Origin of the sequence: Saccharopolyspora pogona (assembly GCF_014697215.1) — a bacterium.
Taxonomy (GTDB): domain Bacteria; phylum Actinomycetota; class Actinomycetes; order Mycobacteriales; family Pseudonocardiaceae; genus Saccharopolyspora; species Saccharopolyspora hattusasensis.
This window is the reverse complement of sequence record NZ_CP031142.1, coordinates 8796373-8816919: the sequence shown is the minus strand read 5'-3', so window position 1 is coordinate 8816919 and position 20547 is coordinate 8796373. Positions and strand designations below refer to the sequence as shown.

Sequence of the window (20547 nt, the reverse complement as noted above, 5' to 3'; positions counted from 1 at the left end):
AGAAAGCCTACTATTTGTCCACTGTGGATTCTGCTCGTAGGTGGCGCTCGAATTCGATCGGGTCATGCGCGCAGAACACGTCGATCTCGCTTCGGTGCGCGGTCACCAGGTCGTGCAGCCGGTCCTGGTTCCGCCTCCGCTGCGGGCCGTCTTCCTGGGCCCGGTTCTGGAAGTGGCGCAGGACCGGCGTGCAATGTGGACTGTCCGCCATCTCGCCATGGTAGAAGTAGGCGTCACCGGCGTGCAGCAGCCACCGCCCGTCCGGCCGCCGCACCGCCACCCCGGTGTGCCCGCGGGTGTGCCCGACCAACGGGACGAGCAGGATCTCCGGCGGCAGCCCGGGCAAGTGGCGCACCGCCTCGAAGCCGAACCAGCGCTCTCCACCTGCGCTGCCGTGGACGTTCCACTTAGGACCGTGCTGCCACTGGTGGCCGAGGTAGCGCGACGGCTCCGGGCTGCGCAGCATCGCCTGGTACTCCACGTCGTGCACGTGGACCTGCGCCTGCGGGAAGTCCGGCAGTCCCCCGGCGTGATCGCGGTCCAGGTGGGTCAGCACGATGTGCTGCACATCCTCGGTGCGGTAGCCGAGGCGCTTGATCTGCGCCGCCGCCGTTTCCGCCACGTCCAGCACCGGGCGGGTCAGCCGCAGCCAGCTCCGCTCCAGGTGCTCGACGTGCGTGGTGACATCCGGGACGCCCAGACCGGTGTCGACTAGCACCAATCCCCGCTCGGTCTCGACCAGCAGGCAGTGGCAGACCATCCGGGCCGGACCGAGCACACCACCGCCCTCGTTGACCAGCCGGCCGCCGAACGGCCGCATGGTCCCGCAGTTCAGGTGGTGGACCCGCATCAAACTTCCTCCGTCCGAGCGCTTTCGAGCAGTTCCGCCAGCTGATCGCCCACCGTCCGCAACGTCGCGACGTCCCGCTGGACCTTGCAGAGCAGCAGGGCACCTTCGAGCATCGACAACGCGGTCACCGCGAGCTCCCCCGCCCGGGAGGCCGGCATCCCCCACGCTTCGAACGCGGCCGCCAGCCCCGCCATCCAGGTGCCGTAGGCGCCGTCGCATGCGCTCCGGACCTCCGCGCTTTCCGCGCTCGCCTCCAGTGCGACGGTGGCCACCGGGCAGCCGCTGCTGAAATCCGATTCCTCCAGCGCCTGCGCGAAATGCGCCATGACCGCCGCGACCGCTTCGCGTGGCCCGCTCGCCTCCACCACGACTGCCGCCAGCAGCTCGCTGACCTGCCGCCCGGATGCCTCGACGGCCTCGGCGGCGAGTTGCTGCTTGCCGCCGGGGAAGTGGAAGTACAGCGAGCCGCGCGGAGCTTCGGACTCCGCGAGCACCTGGTTGATGCCGGTGGCGTGGTAGCCCTGCCGCCGGAACAGCCCCATGGCGGTGTCGAGCATCTGCTGCTTAGTCCGCGCACCTTTCCTCATGCAGAAAATATGACAGTTGGTCTATATATTTTCAAGGCGTCGACCTGGACCACGCCGTCGACCTGGGTGCCGTGCGCACCCCGGCGCCAGGACACTGTTGTGAGGCGAACGGACTGTTCACGTCAATAGGCGCTACGAGCAGGCCGTTCGCTCACACCCATCACCGGGAGCTCGGACTCCCCCGGTCGCGCGAAACGAAAAGTGCGCACGGGCGCTCAGAAGCTGGTGCCACACCAGGGCGGTACGACAGTGGCGAACAGGGAGTCCGCCGCCGGGACGGCCGCCGGGTCGTGCGCCTGGATGCGGCCCGCCGCCAGTCTGGTCGGCGCGGACCCCGACACCCGTCACCGCGCCCGCCGGCAGCCGCCGACCGCCCGGCACCGCCAGCACGTTCGTAATCGTTCTCGTCGTCCCAGCCAGCTCACCGTCGACGAACGCCCCCAGCACCCGGCCGGCTCGTGCAGGGCCGCGTTGCCTGCCCACTCCTCGTCGCTCGACGGCTGCCACAACAGGGCACGGCGGAACAGGTCGTTCGCCCCGCGGAACTCGGATTCGGACAACGCGCGCACTTCGTGCCGGTTCACGCCACCGATCTTGCCTGCCGCCCCGGCACGCGTCGACCGAATTTCACTTGGGGTGGCCGACCTCGTAGACGCCCTTCTCGTTCTTGACCGTCACCGTGACGGTCTTGGTCGCCGAGTCGATGCTGACCTTGCAGTCGAAGCGCTGACCGACCGCCACCGGCTGCCCGCTCGGGCAGCTGACGTTCCCGACCCCCTGCAGCCCGTAGGAGCCCTTCAGGGTCTGCGTGACGCCCTTCTCCACGCTGGCCGCGTCGAACACCGGCTGCACGAACCAGCCCGGCGTGACGAACCCGAGCACCAGCACCACGCCGACCACGAGGACCGCGCCGATCCCGCCGAGCACCCACGGCAGCGCCGAGCGCTTCTTCTTCGGCCGTTCGAACTGGTCGAATCGCCCGTAGCCGCCCGGTGCCGGGTACTGCCCGCCCTGCGGGTACTGCGGCCGGCCATAGCCGTAGGGCTGCTGCTGAGGTGGTTGCGGCGGCTGCTGCTGCGGGGGTCGCTGCGGCGCGAAACCACCCGGCTGCGGATAGCCCGGCGCCGCCGGCTGCATCCCAGGCCCCTGGGGTTGCTGCCCCCACTGGGGATAGCCCCCCGGCGGGCCGTAGGGGGACGACATCTGCACCTCCGACGAAGTTCACCTGGCCATCGCGACATTCCCGACGCCAGGAGATCCAACCACAACAGCCCGGCCGCCCGAATCGGCCGGGCGGCGGTCACACGGCGCCGGCGGCGACCACGCCGCGGCGGATCGCGGTGACCGCCTTCACCGCCGACGAACCCACCGGGTCCGCCGCCCCGACGACCTCGCGGATCTGGTCGAGCAGGTCGATGACCTGGCGGCACCAGCGCACGAAGTCACCGGCCGACAGCTCGTGCCCGCTGGAAGCGGCCGCGGTGAGGACCTTCTCCAGCGACTCGCCGCGCGCCCAGCGGAACACCGGCCAGGCGAAACCGGCGTCCGGCTCGCGGGTGCGGTCCAGCTTGTGCCGCCGCTCGTCGTCCTCCAACTCCGCCCACAGCCGCCAGGTGGCGGCCAGCGTGTCGCTGACCGCACCGGCCGGCACCTGCGGCGCCAGGCCCTCCCGCCGCGACTCGTAGACCAGCGACGACACCACGGCTGCCAGCTCGGCAGGCCCCAGCCCGCGCCACGCCTCGACCCGCAGGCACTCGGCCGCCAGCAGGTCCGACTCGCTGTAGAGCCGCGACAGCCGCCGCCCATGCTGGGTGACCTCGCCCTCCGACGAGCCCGCCACCGGCAGGTAGTCCCGTTCGGTCAGCAGCGCGACGATCCGGTCGAAGGAGCGGGCCAGCGAGTGCGTGGTCGCGGCGACCTTGCGCCGCAGGTTCTCGTTCTCGCCCCGCAGCCGCTCGTACCGCTCGGCCCACCGGGCGTGGCTCTCCCGCTCGTCGCAGCCGTGGCACGGGTGCGCCTTCAACGCGCGCCGCAACGTCGCCAGCTCCGCGTCGTCGGTCGCGTCGGAGCGCCGCCGGCCACGTCCGCCCGGGGCCTCGATGCCGGTGTTGCGCAGCGTTGAGGCGAGGTCCCGGCGGGACTTCGGCGAGCGGGTGTCGACGTGCTTCGGCAGCTTGATCTTGCCCAGTGGCTCCACCGGCGAGGTGAAGTCGGCGACCGACAGCCGCCCCGACCAGCGGTCTTCGGTGACCACCAGCGGCCGCGGCTCGCCCAGCGGCTCCAGCCCCGGGTCGATGACCACCGCCAGTCCCGAACGCCGCCCGGCGGGCACCGCGATCACGTCGCCCTTGCGCAGCTTCTCCAGCGACTTCGCCGCCTCCGCGCGCCGCGACTGGCGGTTCTGCCGGGCCAGGTGCTTCTCCCGCTCGGAGATGCGGCGACGCAGCTCGAAGTACTCGTCGAAATCGCCCAGATGGCAGTGCATCGCCTCGGAGTAGCCCGTCAGCGCCTCGTTGTTGCGCTCCACGCGCCGGGACAGGCCGACCACCGAGCGGTCGGCCTGGAACTGCGCGAACGACTGCTCCAGCAGTTCCCGCGCGGCGTCCTGGCCGACGCGCTGCACGAGGTTGACCGCCATGTTGTAGCCGGGCCGGAACGACGAGCGCAGCGGGTACGTGCGGGTCGAAGCCAGCCCGGCGACCTGCTTGGGGTCGACGCCCGGCTGCCAGACGACCACCGCGTGGCCCTCGACGTCGATGCCGCGCCGCCCGGCCCGGCCGGTGAGCTGTGTGTACTCGCCGGGGCTGAGGTCCACGTGTGACTCGCCGTTGAACTTCACCAGCCGCTCCAGCACCACCGTGCGGGCGGGCATGTTGATGCCCAGCGCCAGCGTCTCGGTGGCGAACACGGCCTTGACCAGGCCGCGGACGAACAGCTCCTCGACGGTCTCCTTGAACGCCGGCAGCAGGCCCGCGTGGTGCGCGGCCAGGCCGCGCTCCAGCGCCTCCCGCCACTCCCAGAAGCCCAGCACCGCCAGGTCGGACTCCGGCAGGTTGGCGGTGTGCTCGTCGATCACCTCACGGATTTCGTCGATCTCCGAGTCGGTGGTCAGCCGCAGCCCCGCCCGCATGCACTGGGAAACGGCCTGGTCGCAGCCGTTGCGGCTGAAGATGAACACGATCGCCGGCAGCAGCCCGGCCGCGTCCAGCCCGGTCAGCGTCTCTACCCGCGACGGCGGGTAGAACCGCGGCGGGCGCGGACCCTTGCCCCTGGTGTTCGGCCCGCCGCGCCGACCGCCGTAGGGCAGGTGCACGCGGGCCAGCTGCTGGGTGTGCCGCACCAGGTTCGGGTTGATCTGCAGTTCCCGGTCCGCGGTCTCGCCGCCGAACAGGTCGAACATCCGGGGCCCGACCAGCATGTGCTGCCACAGCGGCACCGGCCGGTGCTCGTCGACCACGACCGTGGTGTCGCCGCGCACCTCCTGCAGCCACTCGCCGAACTCCTCGGCGTTGCTGACCGTCGCCGACAGGCTCGCCACCTGCACGTACTCCGGCAGGTGCAGGATCACTTCCTCCCACACCGCGCCGCGGAAGCGGTCCGCGAGGTAGTGCACCTCGTCCATCACGACGTAGCCGAGCTGGTCCAGGCTGCGGGAGCCCGCGTAGAGCATGTTGCGCAGCACCTCGGTGGTCATCACGACCACCTGCGCCTCGCCGTTGATCGAGGTGTCGCCGGTCAGCAGCCCGACCGCGTCGCTACCGTGCCGCTCGCACAGGTCGGCGTACTTCTGGTTGGACAGCGCCTTGATCGGCGTGGTGTAGAAGCACTTCCGGCCCTCCTTGAGAGCGAGGTGCACGGCGAACTCGCCGACCACGGTCTTCCCGGCCCCGGTGGGCGCGCACACCAGCACGCCGTGCCCGGCCTCCAGGGCCTGGCAGGCGGTGCGCTGGAACGGGTCGAGCTCGAAGGACAGCTCGCCCGCGAACTCGGCCAGCTGGGGGTGCGCGCTGCGACGGGCGTGCGCCGAGAAGGCGTCGGCCGGAGACGGCTTGGTGGGGTACGAACGGCTGGCAGCCACCCCCCAAGGCTTTCACATCGCACCGACCACCGTCGCAGCCCTAGCGCCAGAAACCATGCGCACCCCATCACAGCCGGGTCAGAAACCCGCCACCGTGAGTGCGCCGGGAACGCAGCGCATGCTCAGCGGCAGGCGGGCCTGCGGTTCTCCGTCGGCGTACGCCAGCCAGCCGTTCTCACCGCCCAGCCGCACCCGCTGCGCCCGCAGCGTGCACACCGCCGGGTGCTCCACGTGCCGCCCCGCGCGCAGCGACGGCAGGATCCGCACCAGGTCACGGCGGGTTACCTCACCGACCACCGTCAGGTCGAGCAGCCCGTCGGCCGCATCGGCATCCGGGCAGACCGGGATGCCGCCGCCGTAGCAGGGCGTGTTGCCGACCGCGACCAGCGTGGCGGTCAGCTCTGTCTTGCCGGTCTCGGTCTCCACCCGCAGCGGCATCGGGCGCAGGCCCACCAGCTCCCGCACCACCGCCAGGTCGTACCGGCGCTGCCCGCGCGGCCAGCGCATCCGGTTCGCCCGCGCGTTGACCCGCGAGTCGAACCCGGCGCACAGCACCGTCGCGAACCAGCCCCCGCCGGCGACCTTGCCGAGATCGATGCGGCGCAGCCGTTGCGCGCGCAACGCCTCCGCCACGGCGCGCCCCGCCTCGACCAGGTCGCGCGGAACGCCGAGCCCGCGGGCCAGGTCGTTGCCGGTCCCGGCCGGGATCAGGGCCAACGCCGTCGCGGACTCCGCGCACGCCTGCACCGCGAGGTGCGCAACGCCGTCGCCACCGACCACGGCGAGCACGTCGGCCCCGTCGGCAACCGCCCGCTTCGCGGCGTCGGCGGTGCCGCGGGCATCAGCGGCGAGCACCGTCCGCACGTCGCAAACGCCGCGAAGGTGGCCGACGATTTCGCCGGCCACCTTCGCGGAAAGTCCACCACCGGCGGCAGGGTTGATCAACAGGACGCAGTGCACGAGGGAGCATCTTCACCCACCGGGCCCGAGTTGGCCAGTGCCACCGCAATTTCCAATTGAAATCGAAGGTTCGATTTCAATGGAAGTTGCGGGTCTCAGGTCTCGGGTCTCAGGTCACGTCGTCGTGCTGTTTCGGGCTCGGCGACGGCGTGCTGTCCAGTCCGGAGGCCCGGAAGTCGATCTTCGAAGCCTCGTCCGGGCTCAGGCCCTCCAGGCCCTGGCCTTCGAGCTTCCTGGCCCGGCGCTTGTCGTTGACCCGGCAGATCAGCATCGCGATGGCGAACAGCACGCACAGCGCGGCCGCCAGCGCCAGCATCGAGAACGGGTCCTGCCCGGGCGTCGCGATCGCGGCGAACACGAACAGCGCGAAGACCAGCCCCCGCCACCAACTCTTCAGCTTGGCGTAGCTGACGATCCCGGCCAGGTTGAGCATCACCAGGATCAGCGGCAGCTCGAAGCTGACGCCGAAGATCACCAGCAGCAGCAGCATGAAGCTGATGTACTTGCCACCGGTGAGCGCGGTGAAGAACGCGTTCCCGCCGAACCCGGACATGAACCCCAGCGCCGTCGGCAGGATGTAGTACGCCAACACCGCCCCGGCGACGAACAGCACGGTCGCGCAGCTCACGAACAGCCGGGCGAACTTGCGCTCCTTGGCGAACAGCCCGGGCGTGATGAACGCCCACAACTGATACAGCCACACCGGGCTGAACAGCACCGCGCCGACCGACACGCCGACCTTCAGCGTCAGCATGAAGATCTCGAACGGCTCGGTCTGCAGCAGCTGGCACGTCCCGTTCGGGCTCAGCCGCTGGGTGACCGGCAGCTGGCAGTACGGTTCGAGCAGCACATCGCTGAGCGTGGGCAGCCCGAAGACCGAGTTGGAGAACCACCAGATCCCCAAGATCGCGCCGACGATCACCGCCACGACGGCCACGCCCAACCGGTACCGCAGCTCGTAGAGGTGATCGACGAGCGTCATGGTGCCATCGGGGTTGTGCCTGCGCCCCCACCGACGGCGATCCTTGCGGAACGGGTTCAGGCGCCCCAGTGCACTGGCACCCACCTTGTCGTTCCCGTCCTCAGTCAGTTCTTGGAGTCGTTTCGCTGCTTCTCGTCGAGCGCGGACGTGACCGGGGGCGCGCTGGACTGACCGGAGGTCAGCTCCGGCTTCGGCTCCCGCTCGGCCGTCTCCTTCTTGGCCTCTTCCTCATCGGCCTTCATGCCGCGCGCCTCTGCCTTGAAGACGCGGGCCGACTGGCCGAGCGAACGGGCCATCTGCGGAAGCTTGGTGGCACCGAAGAGGAGCACCAAGACCAAGACGATGAGAATCAGTTCCCAGCCACCTGGCAAACCCATTCGAGTCCAACCTTTCGTGATGTCCCTGCAGGCGCAATGGTACGCAAGGCAGGGGTCGACAAACAGGGCCGTTGCGCGTCACCGGTCGCGACGTTGGGCGAACGCCACCTTCAGACCGGCCACGCGTGCCTTCACCAGGCCGCTGCGATCACCGAAGTCGTGGAAGACCTGCCGCTGCACGGCTTTGAACCTACGCAGCTCCCGGAACAACCGGATCAGCAGCAGCGCGAGCAGGATCAGGCCGACGGCCAGCAGGACAAGACTCCACGTGTACGGCACGGCGTCACCGTAGCGGGCTCAGGTGGACGGGAGGTGACGCGCCCGCGCCAACGCGTCTTTCGCGCGTTGACGCACGTCACATGCCAACTCGTCGGGGCTGAGCACCCGCACCTGGCCGCCCAGGCCCAGCAGCAGCCGGGCCATCCACGACCGGTCCGAGTACCGCATCCGCACCCGGGCCCGCCCCCGCGGCAGCTCGACCAGCTCGTCCACCGGGTAGTACTCGGCCACCCAGCGCGCGTCGGGCTCCAGCTCCAGCTCGGCGACGAACTGGTCCGGGGCCGGCCGGAACAGCCCCGCCGACAGATCGGTCGGTTCGGCCTCCGACGGCGGCTGCGCGACCTCGTCCAGCACCTCGACGTCGTCGATGCGGTCCAGCCGGAACATCCGCACCCCGGCCGCGCTGCGGCACCATGCCTCCAGGTAACTGCGCCCGTCGATGAGCAGCAGCCGCATCGGATCTACGATCCGCTCGCTGATGTCGTCACGGGAGGCGGTGTAGTAGCGCATCCGCAGCGCGCGGCGGCGGGTCGTAGCGTCCTGCACCGCCGAGCGCACTCCCGGCCGCACCGCGCCTTCCCTGCCCTCCAGGCCGACCACTACGCCCGCCGGGCGCGCCTGCCCGACGGCGTCCTCCACCTTCGCCAGGGTCCGCTGCACGGCGTCGGTGTCGGTGATGCCCGGGGTGTCGGCCAGCGCCCGCAACGCCACCAGCAGCGCCGTGGCCTCGGACGCGGTGAGCCGCAGCGGGCGCCGCATGCCCGCGTCGTAGGTGACGGTGATCGAGTCGCTCTCGAAGGACAGGTCGATCAGGTCGCCGGGCCCGTAACCCGGCAGCCCGCACATCCACAGCAGCTCCAGGTCCTTGCGCAGCTGCTGCTCGGTGACGCCGAAGTCGCCCGCGGCGTCGGCGATCGGGATGCCCGGTCGGCTCAGCAGGTACGGCACCAGCGCCAGCAGCCTCGGCAGCCGCGCGGTCGCGCTCGTCATCGGCTCTCCTGGTCGAACCCGCGTTCCTGGTCGACGACGTCCAGGTGGATCTCGTGCACCGTCTTGCGCAGCGTGTCCGGCTCCAGCACCGCGACATCCGGCCCGTACCCGGCGAGCCAGCTCGCCGCCGACTCGGGGTAGAGCAGGTCCAGCTCCAGCACGTCACCCGGATCGCCGCCGAGCTCCATCTGCTCGACGACAGTCGCCCGGCGCCGCAACCCCTGCGCACGACCGGCCGCGACCCACATCCGCGCGAGCGTGCTGGGCGGGGGCTCGCGCTGCTCGCCGGCCACCAGCCGCAGCAGGTCGGTGTCCGGCGGCCGCTGCACCTGACCGGCCGGGCCCACCGCCTTGGCCTGCCCGAGGATCCGGGACAGCCGGAAGCAGCGCGGCGCCTGCCGGTCGCGGTCGTGCCCGACCAGGTACCAGCGGCCCCGCCAGGACACCACGCCCCACGGTTCGACCGTGCGGCGGTGCACGTCCGGGCTGCTCGGGCGCCGGTAGTCGAACTCCACCACGCGCCCGGCCTGCACCGCCGCCAGCAGTGACGCGAAGGCGGGTTCGCTAGTGCGCACCTTCGGCTCGACCGCCGCCGAGGAGCGCTCGTCGACGTCGACCCCGGCGGCGCGCAGCTTCAGCAGGGCGCCGCGGGCCGCCGAGGTGAACTCCGGGGAGTCCCACAGCCGCACCGCGAGGGCGACCGCGGCCGCTTCGTCTGGCTCCAGGTCGATGTCGCCGAGCTCGTAGTCGCGGCGGGCTATGCGGTACCCGTCGGCGGAGTCGAAGGCGGAGTTCCGCCCGGTCTCCAGCGGGATCCCCAGGTCGCGCAGCTCGGCCTTGTCGCGTTCGAAGGTCCGGAAGAAGGCCTCGCCGGTGGGCGCGCCGGCATAGCCCGGCACGATCGCCCTAATCCGCTCCGCGGTGAGGTACTGGCGGGTCGACAGGAGACACAGCACCAGGTTCACCAAGCGTTCAGCGCGCACAGTGGCCACTTCGAAACTCTAGCTCCGCTGTATTCGATCATGTGTTTGGGTCGGCGCACATCATGCCTAGTGGTGCGGGATGGAGTCACCGTGGCGCGCCGACCCGCGGCGATTTTCCGCCGCCCCGGAACCTCATCGGTTTCGACCGGCACTGAAGGTGTCCGCGAAGATGAAGAATGTTCATAGCTTTAGGCTGACCGCATGCCAGATCCGTCTTGCACGAAATCCTCACCCGACCCGTCGGTCAACCCCTGCGGTGATCCCGCCCAGGTCGGGGCGTGGCGGGCGGCTCCCGGCCGGTGCGGTATGAAAACGAGCCCACTATGCCGACCGGAAGGCGGATCTGGTCCGTGACGACCGAGCACGATCCCGAGACCCTCGCCGTGCTGCGCGAGATCGCCGTGAAGATCGCCGCGGCCGCGCCGAAGGATTGGCGGCGCGCCGTGCTGGAGGGATTCGCCGACGGCACGGGATCCGGTCACCGCGGCCCCGTGTACGAGCCGCGGTCGCTCGACAGCACCGGCTCCTCCACCGACCTGCACTACGAGATGTGCCTGGTGCACGAGCTGGAGCGGGCCGCGGACCGGCTCACCATCGAGCTCGTCGTCTACCCGACCGGCAAGTTCGAGGCGGTCACCAGCGAATCACTACGCCGCTCGCCGCGCACCGACCGAGGGGGCTTCACCTACGTCCTGCGGCCCGACGCCTTACCCGCCGAACCCGCGGCGTTCCAGCCCGGCCCCACCCGGGCGGTGCAGGCCGGCGACCCGCAGGAGGCGTTGCAGCTGCTGGACCGCTACCTGCGGCGGCGCGCGGAGATCGCCGGTTTCCAGGAGAAGCTGCCGGAACCGCTGGAAGCGGCCGAGCGCGAGTTCATCGAAGGGCACCTCCCGGTGCCGTTGCCGGACGACCTCCGCGCGCTGTACGGCCGGGCCGACGGCGACCACCAGGTCGGCCTGCTCGACGGGTTCCACTGGTTGGAATTGAAGGGCCTCGCCGTCTTGAGCGACAAGGACCGCCCAGAGAACCGCTGGCGGGTCGTGCGGGACTGGGACCGGGTGCTGCTGCGGGAAGTCCGCTACGACACCCATCCCGCAGGCGCGGTGCGCCGCGCGCAGCACCTGCCCGGCTGGATTCCATTCGCACACGACACCGGCGGCGAGTTCCTCGCGGTGGACATGGATCCCGGTCCCAACGGCCACCCCGGCCAGGTGATCCGCATCGACCTGCACGACCACGACGGCCCAGTCTACGTCGCCGATTCGGTGACGAGCCTGCTGCGGCGCCACGTCGAGGCGCTGGAGAACTTCTCGTACCAGTACAAGAAGGGGCGCCTCCGGCTGTTCCTCAGGGATGACGCGATGGCCCCGGACCGGGAACTGCGCATCGAGGGCGACTCCGCTCCGCTGCGGGAAATCCACCCGGGCATCCAGCGGCTCGTCGTCGCCAACTCGCGCCTGGTCGACCTCACCCCGGTGCGGAAAGCGCCGTCGCTGTGGGAAGTGGAGCTGGCCAACTGCCCGACCGCGGACCTCTCCCCGCTGCGCTCCGCGCCGGTGGAGGTGCTGACCGCCGACCTGGACCGCATCGACCTCGCCCCGCTGGCCGAGCACCCGACGTTGCGGCTGCTGAAGCTGGCCACCGGCGAACCGGTCGACCTCGCCCCGCTGCGCACCTGCCCGCGGCTGTACGGCCTGGACCTAGCCGCCGCCGAGGTGCGCGACCTCGCGGTGCTGGGCGACCTGGACGGCCTGCTCTACCTCAACCTGAGCGCGGCGCAGTGGGAGGAGCTGCTGGCGACGACCCACCCGGTCGGCCTGGCCGCCGCCGAGCTCGACGCAGCCCCGACGCTGCGCAAGGCCGCCGAGTGGGCCGGAACCCTCGTCGGCGACTCCCCCGACGTCCGCTACACGCGGGGCCGCTTCACCCCGCCGAAGGGATCGCGCACCCCGTTGTGGCGCCGGATCAAGAAGCCGTGGGAGTGACGAGTTGATCTTTTCGCGCACCGACCGTTAGAGGGAACTGATCAGGCGTTCCACCCTCTCGTCCACCGCGCGGAACGGGTCCTTGCACAGGACGGTCCGCTGGGCCTGGTCGTTGAGCTTCAGGTGGACCCAGTCCACCGTGAAGTCCCGGCCCGCGGCCTGCGCGGCGGCGATGAAGTCACCGCGCAGCTTGGCCCGGGTGCTCTGCGGCGGGGTGTCCTTGGCGGCCTCGATCTCGCCGTCCTCGGTCGCCCGGTCCACCAGGTCCTTGCGCTGCAGCATGTCGAACAGCCCGCGGCCCCGGCGGATGTCGTGGTAGGTGAGGTCGAGCTGGGCGATGCGCGGGCTGGACAGCTCCAGCCCGTGCTTGCCGCGGTACCGCTCCAGCAGCCGGTGCTTGATCGCCCAGTCGATCTCCCGGTCGATCAGCGAGAAGTCCTGCTGCTCGATCGCGTGCAACGCGCGGCCCCACAGCTCAAGGATCCGCTCGGTCATCGGGTCCGACCCGCGCCGCGCCACGTGGTCGACCGCCCGGCCGTAGTACTCCCGCTGGATGTCCAGCGCGGACGCCTCCCGGCCGCCGGCCAGCCGGACCGTGCGCCGCCCGGTGAGGTCGTGGCTGATCTCGCGGATCGCGCGGATCGGGTTGTCCAGGCTGAAGTCCCGGAACTGCACGCCCTGCTCGATCATCTCCAGCACCAGGTTCGCCGAGCCGACCTTGAGCAGCGTGGTCACCTCGGACATGTTGGAGTCGCCGACGATGACATGCAGCCGGCGGTACCGCTCGGCGTCGGCGTGCGGCTCGTCGCGGGTGTTGATGATCGGCCGCGAACGGGTCGTCGCGCTGGAGACGCCCTCCCAGATGTGCTCGGCGCGCTGCGACAGGCAGTACACCGCGCCGCGCGGCGTCTGCAGCACCTTCCCGGCACCGCAGATGAGCTGGCGGGTCACCAGGAACGGCAACAGCACGTCGGCGATCCGGGAGAACTCCCCGGACCGGCCGACCAGGTAGTTCTCGTGGCAGCCGTAAGAGTTGCCCGCCGAGTCGGTGTTGTTCTTGAACAGGAAGATGTCTCCGCCGATGCCCTCGTCGGACAGTCGGCGTTCGGCGTCGATGAGCAGGTCCTCCAGGATCCGCTCGCCGGACTTGTCGTGGGTGACGAGTTGGACGAGGTCGTCGCATTCCGCCGTGGCGTACTCCGGGTGCGAGCCCACGTCGAGGTAGAGCCGGGCCCCGTTGCGCAGGAAGACGTTCGACGACCTTCCCCACGACACGACCCGCCGGAATAGGTATCTGGCCACCTCGTCCGGGGACAGTCGCCGCTGCCCGTGGAACGTGCAGGTGACCCCGAACTCGGTTTCGATGCCGAAGATCCGCCGCTGCATGGTTCCACACTAGGCGCAAACCCCGCTTTTCGGCGGTCCGCCGTTCGGGCCTCGTTGCAGGTCGAAAAGGTTCTCCCAGCGTGATGTCACTCCTGGTCACCCTGGTAACCAGGGGATTCCGACCGTCGCACCCGGCGTCGGAAGGCTCACGCGTTGCGGCGATCTCGATCGAATTCGCAGGTAGCATCGCAGGGATGCTCGGGAGGTTGCGTCACACCATCAACGCGGTCGACGGCGAACTCGCTCGCCGCAGTGCCCGGTTGCCCGCCTCAGTCGCCGACCGTCGGCTCAAGACGCTCAGCACGGCTGCGAACCACAGCGTGCTCTGGCTGAGCATCGCGGCGGTGCTGGCCTGCCGCAAGGGCGCTCCCCGGAGGGCGGCGCTGCGCGGCGTGGTGGCCATCGCCGGCGCGAGCGCGACGACCAACCTGATCGGCAAGCCGTTGTTCCCGCGGCGGCGCCCCGCCGCCGAGCTGATGTCGCAGCACCGCCGGCTGAACGACCCGCCCACGTCGTCGTCGTTCCCGTCCGGACACGCGGCGTCGGCCGCCGCATTCGCCACGGCGGCCGCGATGGAGTCCCCGGTGACCGGGGCGGTCATCGCCCCGGCGGCGGCAGCGGTCGCGTACTCCCGCGTGCACACCGGCGTGCACTGGCCGACCGACGTCGTGTGCGGCGCCGCGCTCGGGGCGGGCGTGGCGTGGGCGACCAGGCGGTGGTGGCCGGTGCGACCGGACACCCCCGCCGCCAGCAGCCACCCGGCCGGGCTCCCCGCGCTCGAAGACGGGGACGGGATGCTGGCGCTGGTCAACCCCGGCTCCGGAAACGGCGAGCTCGACCCCGAGCAGTGGGTCGGCGAGCAGTGGCCGAAGGCCGTGGTCGTGCACCCGGGGCCGGATGCCGACCTGGTCGACGGGCTGCGCGAGCAGCTCGCCCGCGGCGGCGATTCCGTCCGCGCCCTGGGTGTGGCCGGCGGCGACGGCACCGTGGCCGCAGTGGCGACGGTGGCGTCCGAGCACGGCCTGCCACTGGCGGTGGTCTCCGCGGGCACGCTCAACCACTTCGCCCGCGACATCGGGGTGGGCGACCCGATGTCGGTCGCCGAATCGGTCTCCACCGGCTCAGGGGCCACCGTCGACCTCGGTGCGGTCGCCATCGACGACGTCCCCGCCTGCCGCTTCGTCAACACCGCCAGCCTCGGCGGTTATCCGGACATGGTGCGCTTCCGCGAGAAGTGGGAACCGCGCTGGGGCAAGTGGCCGGCCGCTGCGATGGCGCTGATCCGGGTGCTCCACGAGTCCCGCCCGCTGGACGTGGAGATCGACGGCGAACGCCACCGGGTGTGGGTGCTGTTCGTCGGCAACGGCGCGTACGCGCCACGGGGTTTCGCGCCGGCCTGGCGCCCCGGCCTGGACAACGGGACGCTGGACGTGCGCATGGTCCGCGCCGACCGGCGGTTCTCCCGACTGCGCTTCGCGCTCGCGGCGATGACGGGGGCACTGCACCGCAGCCGCACCTACGTCGAGCGCCAGGTGTCCCGGATGGACGTCGTGGTGCGGGGAACGCCGGTCGCACTGGCGACCGACGGCGAGGTGCACCGGCCGGGCCGGCGATTCTCCTTCACCACGCACGAGAACGCCCTGAACATCTACCGTCCGAACACAGTGGACTGACTGAGAACCGAGGCGCAGATGCCGACGCCCCGCACCACCATCGGCGGCCGGGGCGTCACCAACGTGCCGGTGTCGTGCGGCTAGTCGCCGTTCTCCGGCTTGTCCTCGGAGCCGGCTTCCGGCTCGGCCTCGGCCTCTTCCTGCTTGGGCAGCAGCGCTTCCAGCGCCGCACCGGTGATCCGGCGGAACGTCCGGTTCGGCCTGGCGCGGTCGAGCACGGCGACCTCCAGCTGCTTGACGCCCAGCTCCCGAGAGCTCTCCCCGCCGGAGGACAGCGCGCGGATCGCGAGCTCGGCAGCGGCGGCCAGCTCCAGCCCGTCGCTGAAGGAATCCTTGAGCGTGCTGGCGATCGCGTCGGCCTGGCCGCCCATCACCACGTACTGCGGCTCGTCCACGATGGACCCGTCGTAGGTCAACCGGTACAGCTGGTCGGCGTCGGCGGTGAAACCGACCTCGGCCACGCAGATCTCCACCTCGAACGGCTTGATCTGTTCGGTGAAGATCGCCCCCAGGTGCTGGGCGTAGGTGTTGGCCAGCGACCGGCCGGTGACGTCCCGGCGGTCGTAGGAGTACCCGCGGACGTCGGCGATGCGCACGCCGGCCACCCGCAGCGCCTCGAACTCGCTGTAGCGGCCCACCGCCGCGAATCCGATGCGGTCGTAGATCTCGGCGACCTTGTGCAGCGTCGGCGACGGGTTCTCGGCGACGAACAGCACGCCACCGGCGTACTTCAGCACCACCACGCTGCGGCCCCGGGCGATGCCCTTGCGGGCCAGCTCGGAGCGCTCCCGCATCAACTGCTCGGGGGAGGTGTAGAACGGCATCGTCACAGCTGTGCACTCCTGGTTCGAATCAGCTCGCTGCATGCGGGTTGGATCTGGCCTGGGTCAGCCGCCGGGGTTCTCGAACCGGCCGTTGACCACCTCGGTGGCGATCTCGGAGGTCCGCTCCTCGGGCATCCGCACGGCGCCGTCCGCGCCGGTGATCGTGATGACCGACGGGTAGATGCGCCGGGACACGTCCGGGCCGCCGGTGGCGGTGTCGTCGTCGGCCGCGTCGTAGAGCGCCTCCACCGCGGAGCGCACCGCGGTGTCCAGGTCGGCGTCCGGGTCGAAGCGCTTCTTCAGCGCCGATTTCGCGAACAGCGAACCCGAACCTACCGCGTGGTAGCCGCCGACCTCGTCGTACCGGCCGCCGACGACGTCGTAGGAGACGATCCGGCCGGCGCGGTCCGGGTCCTCGGACTCGGTGTCGTAGCCGACGAACAGCGGCACGACCGCCAGGCCCTGCATCGCGGCCGCCAGGTTGCCGCGCAGCTGGGTGGCCAGCTTGTTCGCCTTGCCGTCCAGCGAAAGCGGGATGCCTTCGAGCTTCTCGTAGTGCTCCAGTTCGACCGCGTACAGCTTGACGAGTTCCTGAGCCACACCGGCGGTACCGGCGATGCCCACCGCCGAATACGCGTCGGTGACGAACAGCTTCTGCATGTCCCGCTGGGCGATCAGGTTGCCCATGGTGGCTCGCCGGTCACCGGCGAGCAGCACGCCGCCGCGGAAGGCCACCGCGACGATCGTGGTGCCGTGCGGGGCCTGCACCGTCCCCTCCGGCACCGCCCGGCCGCCGGGCAGCAGTTCGGGCGCGATGGCGCGGAGGAAGTCGGTGAACGAGGAAGACCCCGGCGTGAGGTAGGCGGCGGGCAGGGCCTGACCCGGGAACTGGGCCGAGCTCGGTTCCATCAGCGACATCGTCTCCCGATCGAAGGGCTTGCGACTTCGGTAGCACTCTAATCATGATCCGGCGCGCAGCAAGCAACGCCGGGCCGGAGGGGCCGGCCCGGCGCGGCCCGTGCGGACGGCGTCGGATCGGGCCCGCGGACTACTGGCCGCCCTTCTGCACGTAGGCGCGGACGAAGTCCTCGGCGTTCTCCTCCAGGACGTCGTCGATATCCTCGAGCATGGCGTCGACGTCGTCGCCGAGCTTCTCGCGACGTTCCTGACCGGCGGCCTCCGGGCCCTGCTCTTCGTCGCCTTCGCCGCCACCGTGCCGCTGAACCTTTTCCTGGGACATCTTGCCTCCCGGTGGTTGCCCTTTCGGGTGTTGTCCCCGCAGCGGGGACACCCTGCTGTGAACACTACCCATCCGACACCCGTTAGCCCACGCCCAGCCGGGCGGTATTCCGATCAGCGCAGCGGCCTGACGTGCGCGAAAACGTGGTTTCCCGGAGTCTCACCCCTTGGTCAGGGAGTCGACCAGCTCCTCGGCGCTGGCCGCGGCCTCCAGCAGCGCGCCGACGTGGGCCTTGGTGCCGCGCAGCGGTTCCAACGTCGGGATGCGCACCAGGGATTCCCGGCCCAGGTCGAAGATCACCGAGTCCCAGGACGCCGCGGCCACCTCGGCCGGGTAGCGCTCCAGGCACCGGCCGCGGAAGTAGGCGCGGGTGTCCTCCGGCGGCGCGGTGACCGCGTCCCGCACCTCGTCCTCGCTGACCAGGCGCTTCATCGAGCCGCGGGCGACCAGCCGGTTGTACAGGCCCTTGTCCAGCCGCACGTCGGAGTACTGCAGGTCGATCATGTGCAGCCGCGGCGACGCCCAGCCCAGGCCGTCGCGGGTCCGGTAGCTCTCCATCAGCCGCAGCTTGGCGGGCCAGTCCAGCCGGTCGGCGCAGTCCATCGGGTCACCGCAGAGGAGGTCCAGGACCTCGCCCCAGGTCTGCAGCACGTCACGGGCCGTCCGCTCGGCGCCGCGCTCGTCGAGGTGCCGGGCGGCGCGCTCGTGATAGGCGCGCTGCAGGTCCAGGCCGGTGAACCGGCGCCCGTCGGTGAGCTCGACGGTCTGCTTCAGGGTCGGGTCGTGGCTGATCAGGTGCACGGCCTGCACCGGGTCGGCCAGCTTCAGGTCGTCGAAGCGCTGCCCGGACTCGATCATGTCCAGCACCAGCGCGGAGGCGCCGAGCTTGAGGTAGGTCGAGGTTTCCGCGAGGTTCGCGTCGCCGATGATGACGTGCAGCCGCCGGTACTTGTCGGCGTCGGCGTGCGGCTCGTCGCGGGTGTTGATGATGCCGCGCTTGAGGGTGGTCTCCAGGCCGACCTCGACCTCGATGTAGTCGGAGCGCTGGGAGAGCTGGAACCCGGCCTTCTCCCCCGCCTGCCCGATGCCGACCCGGCCCGAGCCGCAGATCACCTGGCGGGACGCGAAGAACGGGGTCAGGCCGCCGATCACGGAGGTGAACGGGGTGCTGCGCGACATCAGGTAGTTCTCGTGGGTGCCGTAGCTGGCACCCTTGCCGTCGACGTTGTTCTTGTACAGCTGGATCGGCGCGGTGCCGGGCACGCTGGCCGCCCGCATCGCCGCCTCCTCCATGACGCGTTCGCCGGCCTTGTCCCAGATGACCGCGTCCCGCGGGTTGGTCACCTCCGGCGCCGAGTACTCCGGGTGCGCGTGGTCGACGTACAGCCGCGCGCCGTTGGTGAGGATGACGTTGGCCGCGCCGAGGTCATCGCCGTCCGAGCCGTTGGTCTGCTGCGCCGCGGTGCTGAGGTCGAAACCGCGGGCGTCGCGCAGCGGCGACTCGACCTCGTAGTCCCAGCGCGCGCGCCGCGCCCGCGGGATGTCGGCCGCCGCCGCGTAGGCCAGCACGATGTGCGTGGAGGTCAGCACCGGGTTGGCGCTGGAGTCGCCCGGCACGACGATGCCGTACTCAACCTCGGTTCCCATGATCCGCCGCATACCACGCAGCGTACGGGGTATCACCGACCAAGCGGAGTGCCGCACGCCACAGGTATCGGACGGGTCCGAACTGTGACCCGATTCGGCGCAACGCGTGTGCCTCGAAGGGTGGATGCGACGATCGGGGCTTGAGCGCGGGCGATGAATTGGTGGCCCTTTACGACGCGGCAGGACGTGTCGTGGGCAGTGCGACCCGGCGGCGGATGCGCGCGGCGGGCCTCTGGCACGCGGCCTCGGCGGTCTTCCTGCTCTCCTCCGACCGCGACAAGATCTACGTGCATCGCCGCACCGACGCCAAGGACGTCTACCCGGGCATGCACGACTGCACGGCCGGCGGCGTGGTCGCGGCGGGTGAGGATCCCGATGTCACGGCGGAGCGCGAGCTCGCCGAGGAGCTCGGGGTGCGTGATGTCCCGGTGCGCTTCCTGTTCCGCTCGATCTACGAGCAGGGCACCGTGCGCTACCACGGATTCCTCTACGAGGCGCACTACGACGGCCCAGTCGTCCACCAGCCGGAAGAAGTCACCGAGGGCTGGTGGATGCCCCTGGATGAGCTCAGGGAGCGCCTCAACGACCCCGAGTGGCCGTTCGTACCGGACGGCCGCCAGTTCACCGAAGAGTGGTTCAACGACCCGGATCCCCGCCCGGGGGAAACGCCCTAGTGCCAGGGTAGGTCGGCTCGTTCACCCCAGTAGGTCGCGGCGTCGCGAGCCAGCGGCCGGAGCGCGTCGATGTCCCGATCGGTCAGTTCCACCCGGCACGCCGTCAGGTTCGACTCGAGCTGCTCGACGCTGGCCGCGCCCATCAGCACCACGCCGGCCCAGGGCTGGCGCAGGACGTGCGCGAGCGCGATGGCGTCGGTCCCCACGCCGTGCCGGTCCGCGATCTTGGCCAGCGCCGGTGGCGGGTCCACCGCGAGCCGCCCGTTGGCCAGGGTTTCCTTCACCAGTACCCGCCAGCCCCCCGTGTGCGCCTCGGCGAGGTACCGACCCACGGACGGCTCCAGGGTGTTCCAGGTGGACTGCACGGCACCGAACAGCTGCCGCCCGCCGACCTCGATCTCCCAGGCACGTTCGATGGTGTCGCCCTGCGCCGCGCCGCTGGTGGAGAAGCCCAGCAGCACCCCGGCGTCCCGGATCCGGGCCAGCTCGTGCTGTAGCACCAGGTCCTCGAACAGCGGGCTGCCGGTGGTCAGCGAATGCACCTGGTACAGGTCGATCCGGTCGCCGAGCAGCGTCCGGGTCTCCGCCCACTGGGTGCGCAGGCGTTCCACCGAGTGCTCTTTCACCTCGTGCACCTCGGTTTCGATGCGCCACTGCGCGACGTAGGCGTAGCCCCACTTGCTGGACACCGTGACGTCCTGGTGGCCGCGTTCGCGCAGCCAGTCCGCGAGGAACTGCTCGGCGCTGCCGTAGGAGCGGGCCGTGTCCACCCAGCGGATCCCGTTGGCGTACGCGGCGTCGAGCACCGTTCGGGTGCGTTCCCGCATCGCCTGCGCGGTGCGCTGCACGGGCAGCACATCGGCGCGCCCGACGTTGATGTAGGCGGGCCTGCCGAGCGCGGCGAGGCCGAGTCCTAGGCGCTGCACGGGTTGTTGGGCTGGGATCATGCCTGGAAAGTAACCGCTGTCGCCGCGCCGCACAGCTCGGGGCTGCCACCCGCGCGAGGATGGCGGCCCCGGCTGCTTCCTTAGA

Annotated in this window: 21 protein-coding genes; 3 read left to right on the top strand and 18 right to left on the bottom strand. The window is 70.7% G+C overall.

Features of this window, described 5'->3' with window-relative positions; genetic code table 11:
* Nucleotides 1-10: 10 nt before the first annotated feature.
* From DL519_RS41630 to DL519_RS41580, 12 genes are all read right to left on the bottom strand, one after another.
* Nucleotides 11-850 carry an MBL fold metallo-hydrolase gene (locus DL519_RS41630; RefSeq protein WP_190823147.1) on the bottom strand — a complete coding sequence of 280 codons (840 nt, stop codon included), beginning with the start codon at nt 848-850 and terminating at the stop codon, nt 11-13.
* Nucleotides 850-1407, bottom strand: coding sequence for a TetR/AcrR family transcriptional regulator (locus tag DL519_RS41625; protein WP_223840102.1), 558 nt, complete (start codon nt 1405-1407; stop codon nt 850-852). Before DL519_RS41625 ends, DL519_RS41630 begins: the two co-directional genes overlap by 1 nt.
* Before the next feature lie 162 nt (nt 1408-1569).
* A complete protein-coding gene (locus tag DL519_RS50600) occupies nt 1570-1884 on the bottom strand; it encodes a GNAT family N-acetyltransferase (RefSeq protein ID WP_223840449.1) in 315 nt (104 codons plus the stop codon).
* Nucleotides 1782-2021 (bottom strand): hypothetical protein, encoded by a 240-nt coding sequence (locus tag DL519_RS47885; RefSeq protein ID WP_223840487.1) that lies wholly within the window; start codon nt 2019-2021, stop codon nt 1782-1784. The genes DL519_RS50600 and DL519_RS47885 overlap by 103 nt, the downstream gene beginning before the upstream one ends.
* A gap of 43 nt (nt 2022-2064) precedes the next feature.
* Complete coding sequence (locus DL519_RS41615; RefSeq protein WP_190823143.1) at nt 2065-2640, bottom strand: DUF4333 domain-containing protein; 576 nt, start codon at nt 2638-2640, stop codon at nt 2065-2067.
* 97 nt (nt 2641-2737) lie between these two features.
* Nucleotides 2738-5515 (bottom strand): DEAD/DEAH box helicase, encoded by a 2778-nt coding sequence (locus DL519_RS41610; protein WP_190823141.1) that lies wholly within the window; start codon nt 5513-5515, stop codon nt 2738-2740.
* A gap of 78 nt (nt 5516-5593) precedes the next feature.
* Complete coding sequence (locus DL519_RS41605; RefSeq protein ID WP_190823139.1) at nt 5594-6475, bottom strand: diacylglycerol/lipid kinase family protein; 882 nt, start codon at nt 6473-6475, stop codon at nt 5594-5596.
* A 109-nt stretch (nt 6476-6584) separates the two neighbouring features.
* A complete protein-coding gene (gene tatC / locus DL519_RS41600; protein ID WP_223840101.1) occupies nt 6585-7457 on the bottom strand; it encodes a twin-arginine translocase subunit TatC in 873 nt (290 codons plus the stop codon).
* A gap of 104 nt (nt 7458-7561) precedes the next feature.
* Nucleotides 7562-7834, bottom strand: coding sequence for a Sec-independent protein translocase subunit TatA (gene tatA / locus DL519_RS41595; RefSeq protein ID WP_190823137.1), 273 nt, complete (start codon nt 7832-7834; stop codon nt 7562-7564).
* 78 nt (nt 7835-7912) lie between these two features.
* Nucleotides 7913-8113, bottom strand: coding sequence for a bacteriophage holin (locus tag DL519_RS41590; RefSeq protein ID WP_190823134.1), 201 nt, complete (start codon nt 8111-8113; stop codon nt 7913-7915).
* A gap of 18 nt (nt 8114-8131) precedes the next feature.
* Entirely contained in the window at nt 8132-9103 is a 972-nt protein-coding gene (locus DL519_RS41585; RefSeq protein ID WP_190823132.1) for a helix-turn-helix transcriptional regulator, read from the bottom strand.
* Entirely contained in the window at nt 9100-10095 is a 996-nt protein-coding gene (locus tag DL519_RS41580) for a helix-turn-helix transcriptional regulator (RefSeq protein WP_190823130.1), read from the bottom strand. The genes DL519_RS41585 and DL519_RS41580 overlap by 4 nt, the downstream gene beginning before the upstream one ends.
* A 341-nt stretch (nt 10096-10436) precedes the next feature.
* Here DL519_RS41580 and DL519_RS41575 point away from each other — a divergent pair, with 341 nt between their 5' ends.
* Nucleotides 10437-12071 (top strand): SMI1/KNR4 family protein, encoded by a 1635-nt coding sequence (locus DL519_RS41575; protein ID WP_223840100.1) that lies wholly within the window; start codon nt 10437-10439, stop codon nt 12069-12071.
* 27 nt (nt 12072-12098) lie between these two features.
* Here DL519_RS41575 and pafA read toward each other — a convergent pair whose 3' ends face one another.
* The gene (gene pafA / locus DL519_RS41570) at nt 12099-13457 is read right to left on the bottom strand and encodes a Pup--protein ligase (RefSeq protein WP_190823126.1); all 1359 of its coding nucleotides are present in this window, start codon (nt 13455-13457) and stop codon (nt 12099-12101) included.
* 194 nt (nt 13458-13651) lie between these two features.
* Here pafA and DL519_RS41565 point away from each other — a divergent pair, with 194 nt between their 5' ends.
* Entirely contained in the window at nt 13652-15130 is a 1479-nt protein-coding gene (locus DL519_RS41565) for a bifunctional phosphatase PAP2/diacylglycerol kinase family protein (protein WP_190823124.1), read from the top strand.
* Nucleotides 15131-15210: 80 nt separating this feature from the next.
* Here the strand turns inward: DL519_RS41565 and prcA are convergent, their stop codons facing one another.
* The 4 genes from prcA to dop all read right to left on the bottom strand — a co-directional run bounded on the left by prcA (nt 15211) and on the right by dop (nt 18853).
* Nucleotides 15211-15960, bottom strand: a complete 750-nt coding sequence (gene prcA / locus DL519_RS41560) for a proteasome subunit alpha (RefSeq protein WP_190823122.1) — start codon at nt 15958-15960, stop codon at nt 15211-15213.
* Nucleotides 15961-16017: 57 nt separating this feature from the next.
* Complete coding sequence (prcB, locus tag DL519_RS41555) at nt 16018-16863, bottom strand: proteasome subunit beta (protein ID WP_190824536.1); 846 nt, start codon at nt 16861-16863, stop codon at nt 16018-16020.
* Nucleotides 16864-17002: 139 nt separating this feature from the next.
* Complete coding sequence (locus tag DL519_RS41550) at nt 17003-17194, bottom strand: ubiquitin-like protein Pup (RefSeq protein ID WP_190823121.1); 192 nt, start codon at nt 17192-17194, stop codon at nt 17003-17005.
* Between the two features lie 159 nt (nt 17195-17353).
* Nucleotides 17354-18853 carry a depupylase/deamidase Dop gene (dop, locus tag DL519_RS41545; RefSeq protein WP_190823119.1) on the bottom strand — a complete coding sequence of 500 codons (1500 nt, stop codon included), beginning with the start codon at nt 18851-18853 and terminating at the stop codon, nt 17354-17356.
* A gap of 128 nt (nt 18854-18981) precedes the next feature.
* On the opposite strand from dop, the gene DL519_RS41540 reads away from it, so the two are divergent.
* Nucleotides 18982-19515: an NUDIX hydrolase gene (locus tag DL519_RS41540; protein WP_223840099.1), complete on the top strand. Its 534-nt coding sequence runs from the start codon at nt 18982-18984 to the stop codon at nt 19513-19515.
* Here DL519_RS41540 and DL519_RS41535 read toward each other — a convergent pair.
* Entirely contained in the window at nt 19512-20462 is a 951-nt protein-coding gene (locus DL519_RS41535) for an aldo/keto reductase (protein WP_190823117.1), read from the bottom strand. The genes DL519_RS41540 and DL519_RS41535 overlap by 4 nt on opposite strands.
* Between the last annotated feature and the right edge of the window lie 85 nt (nt 20463-20547).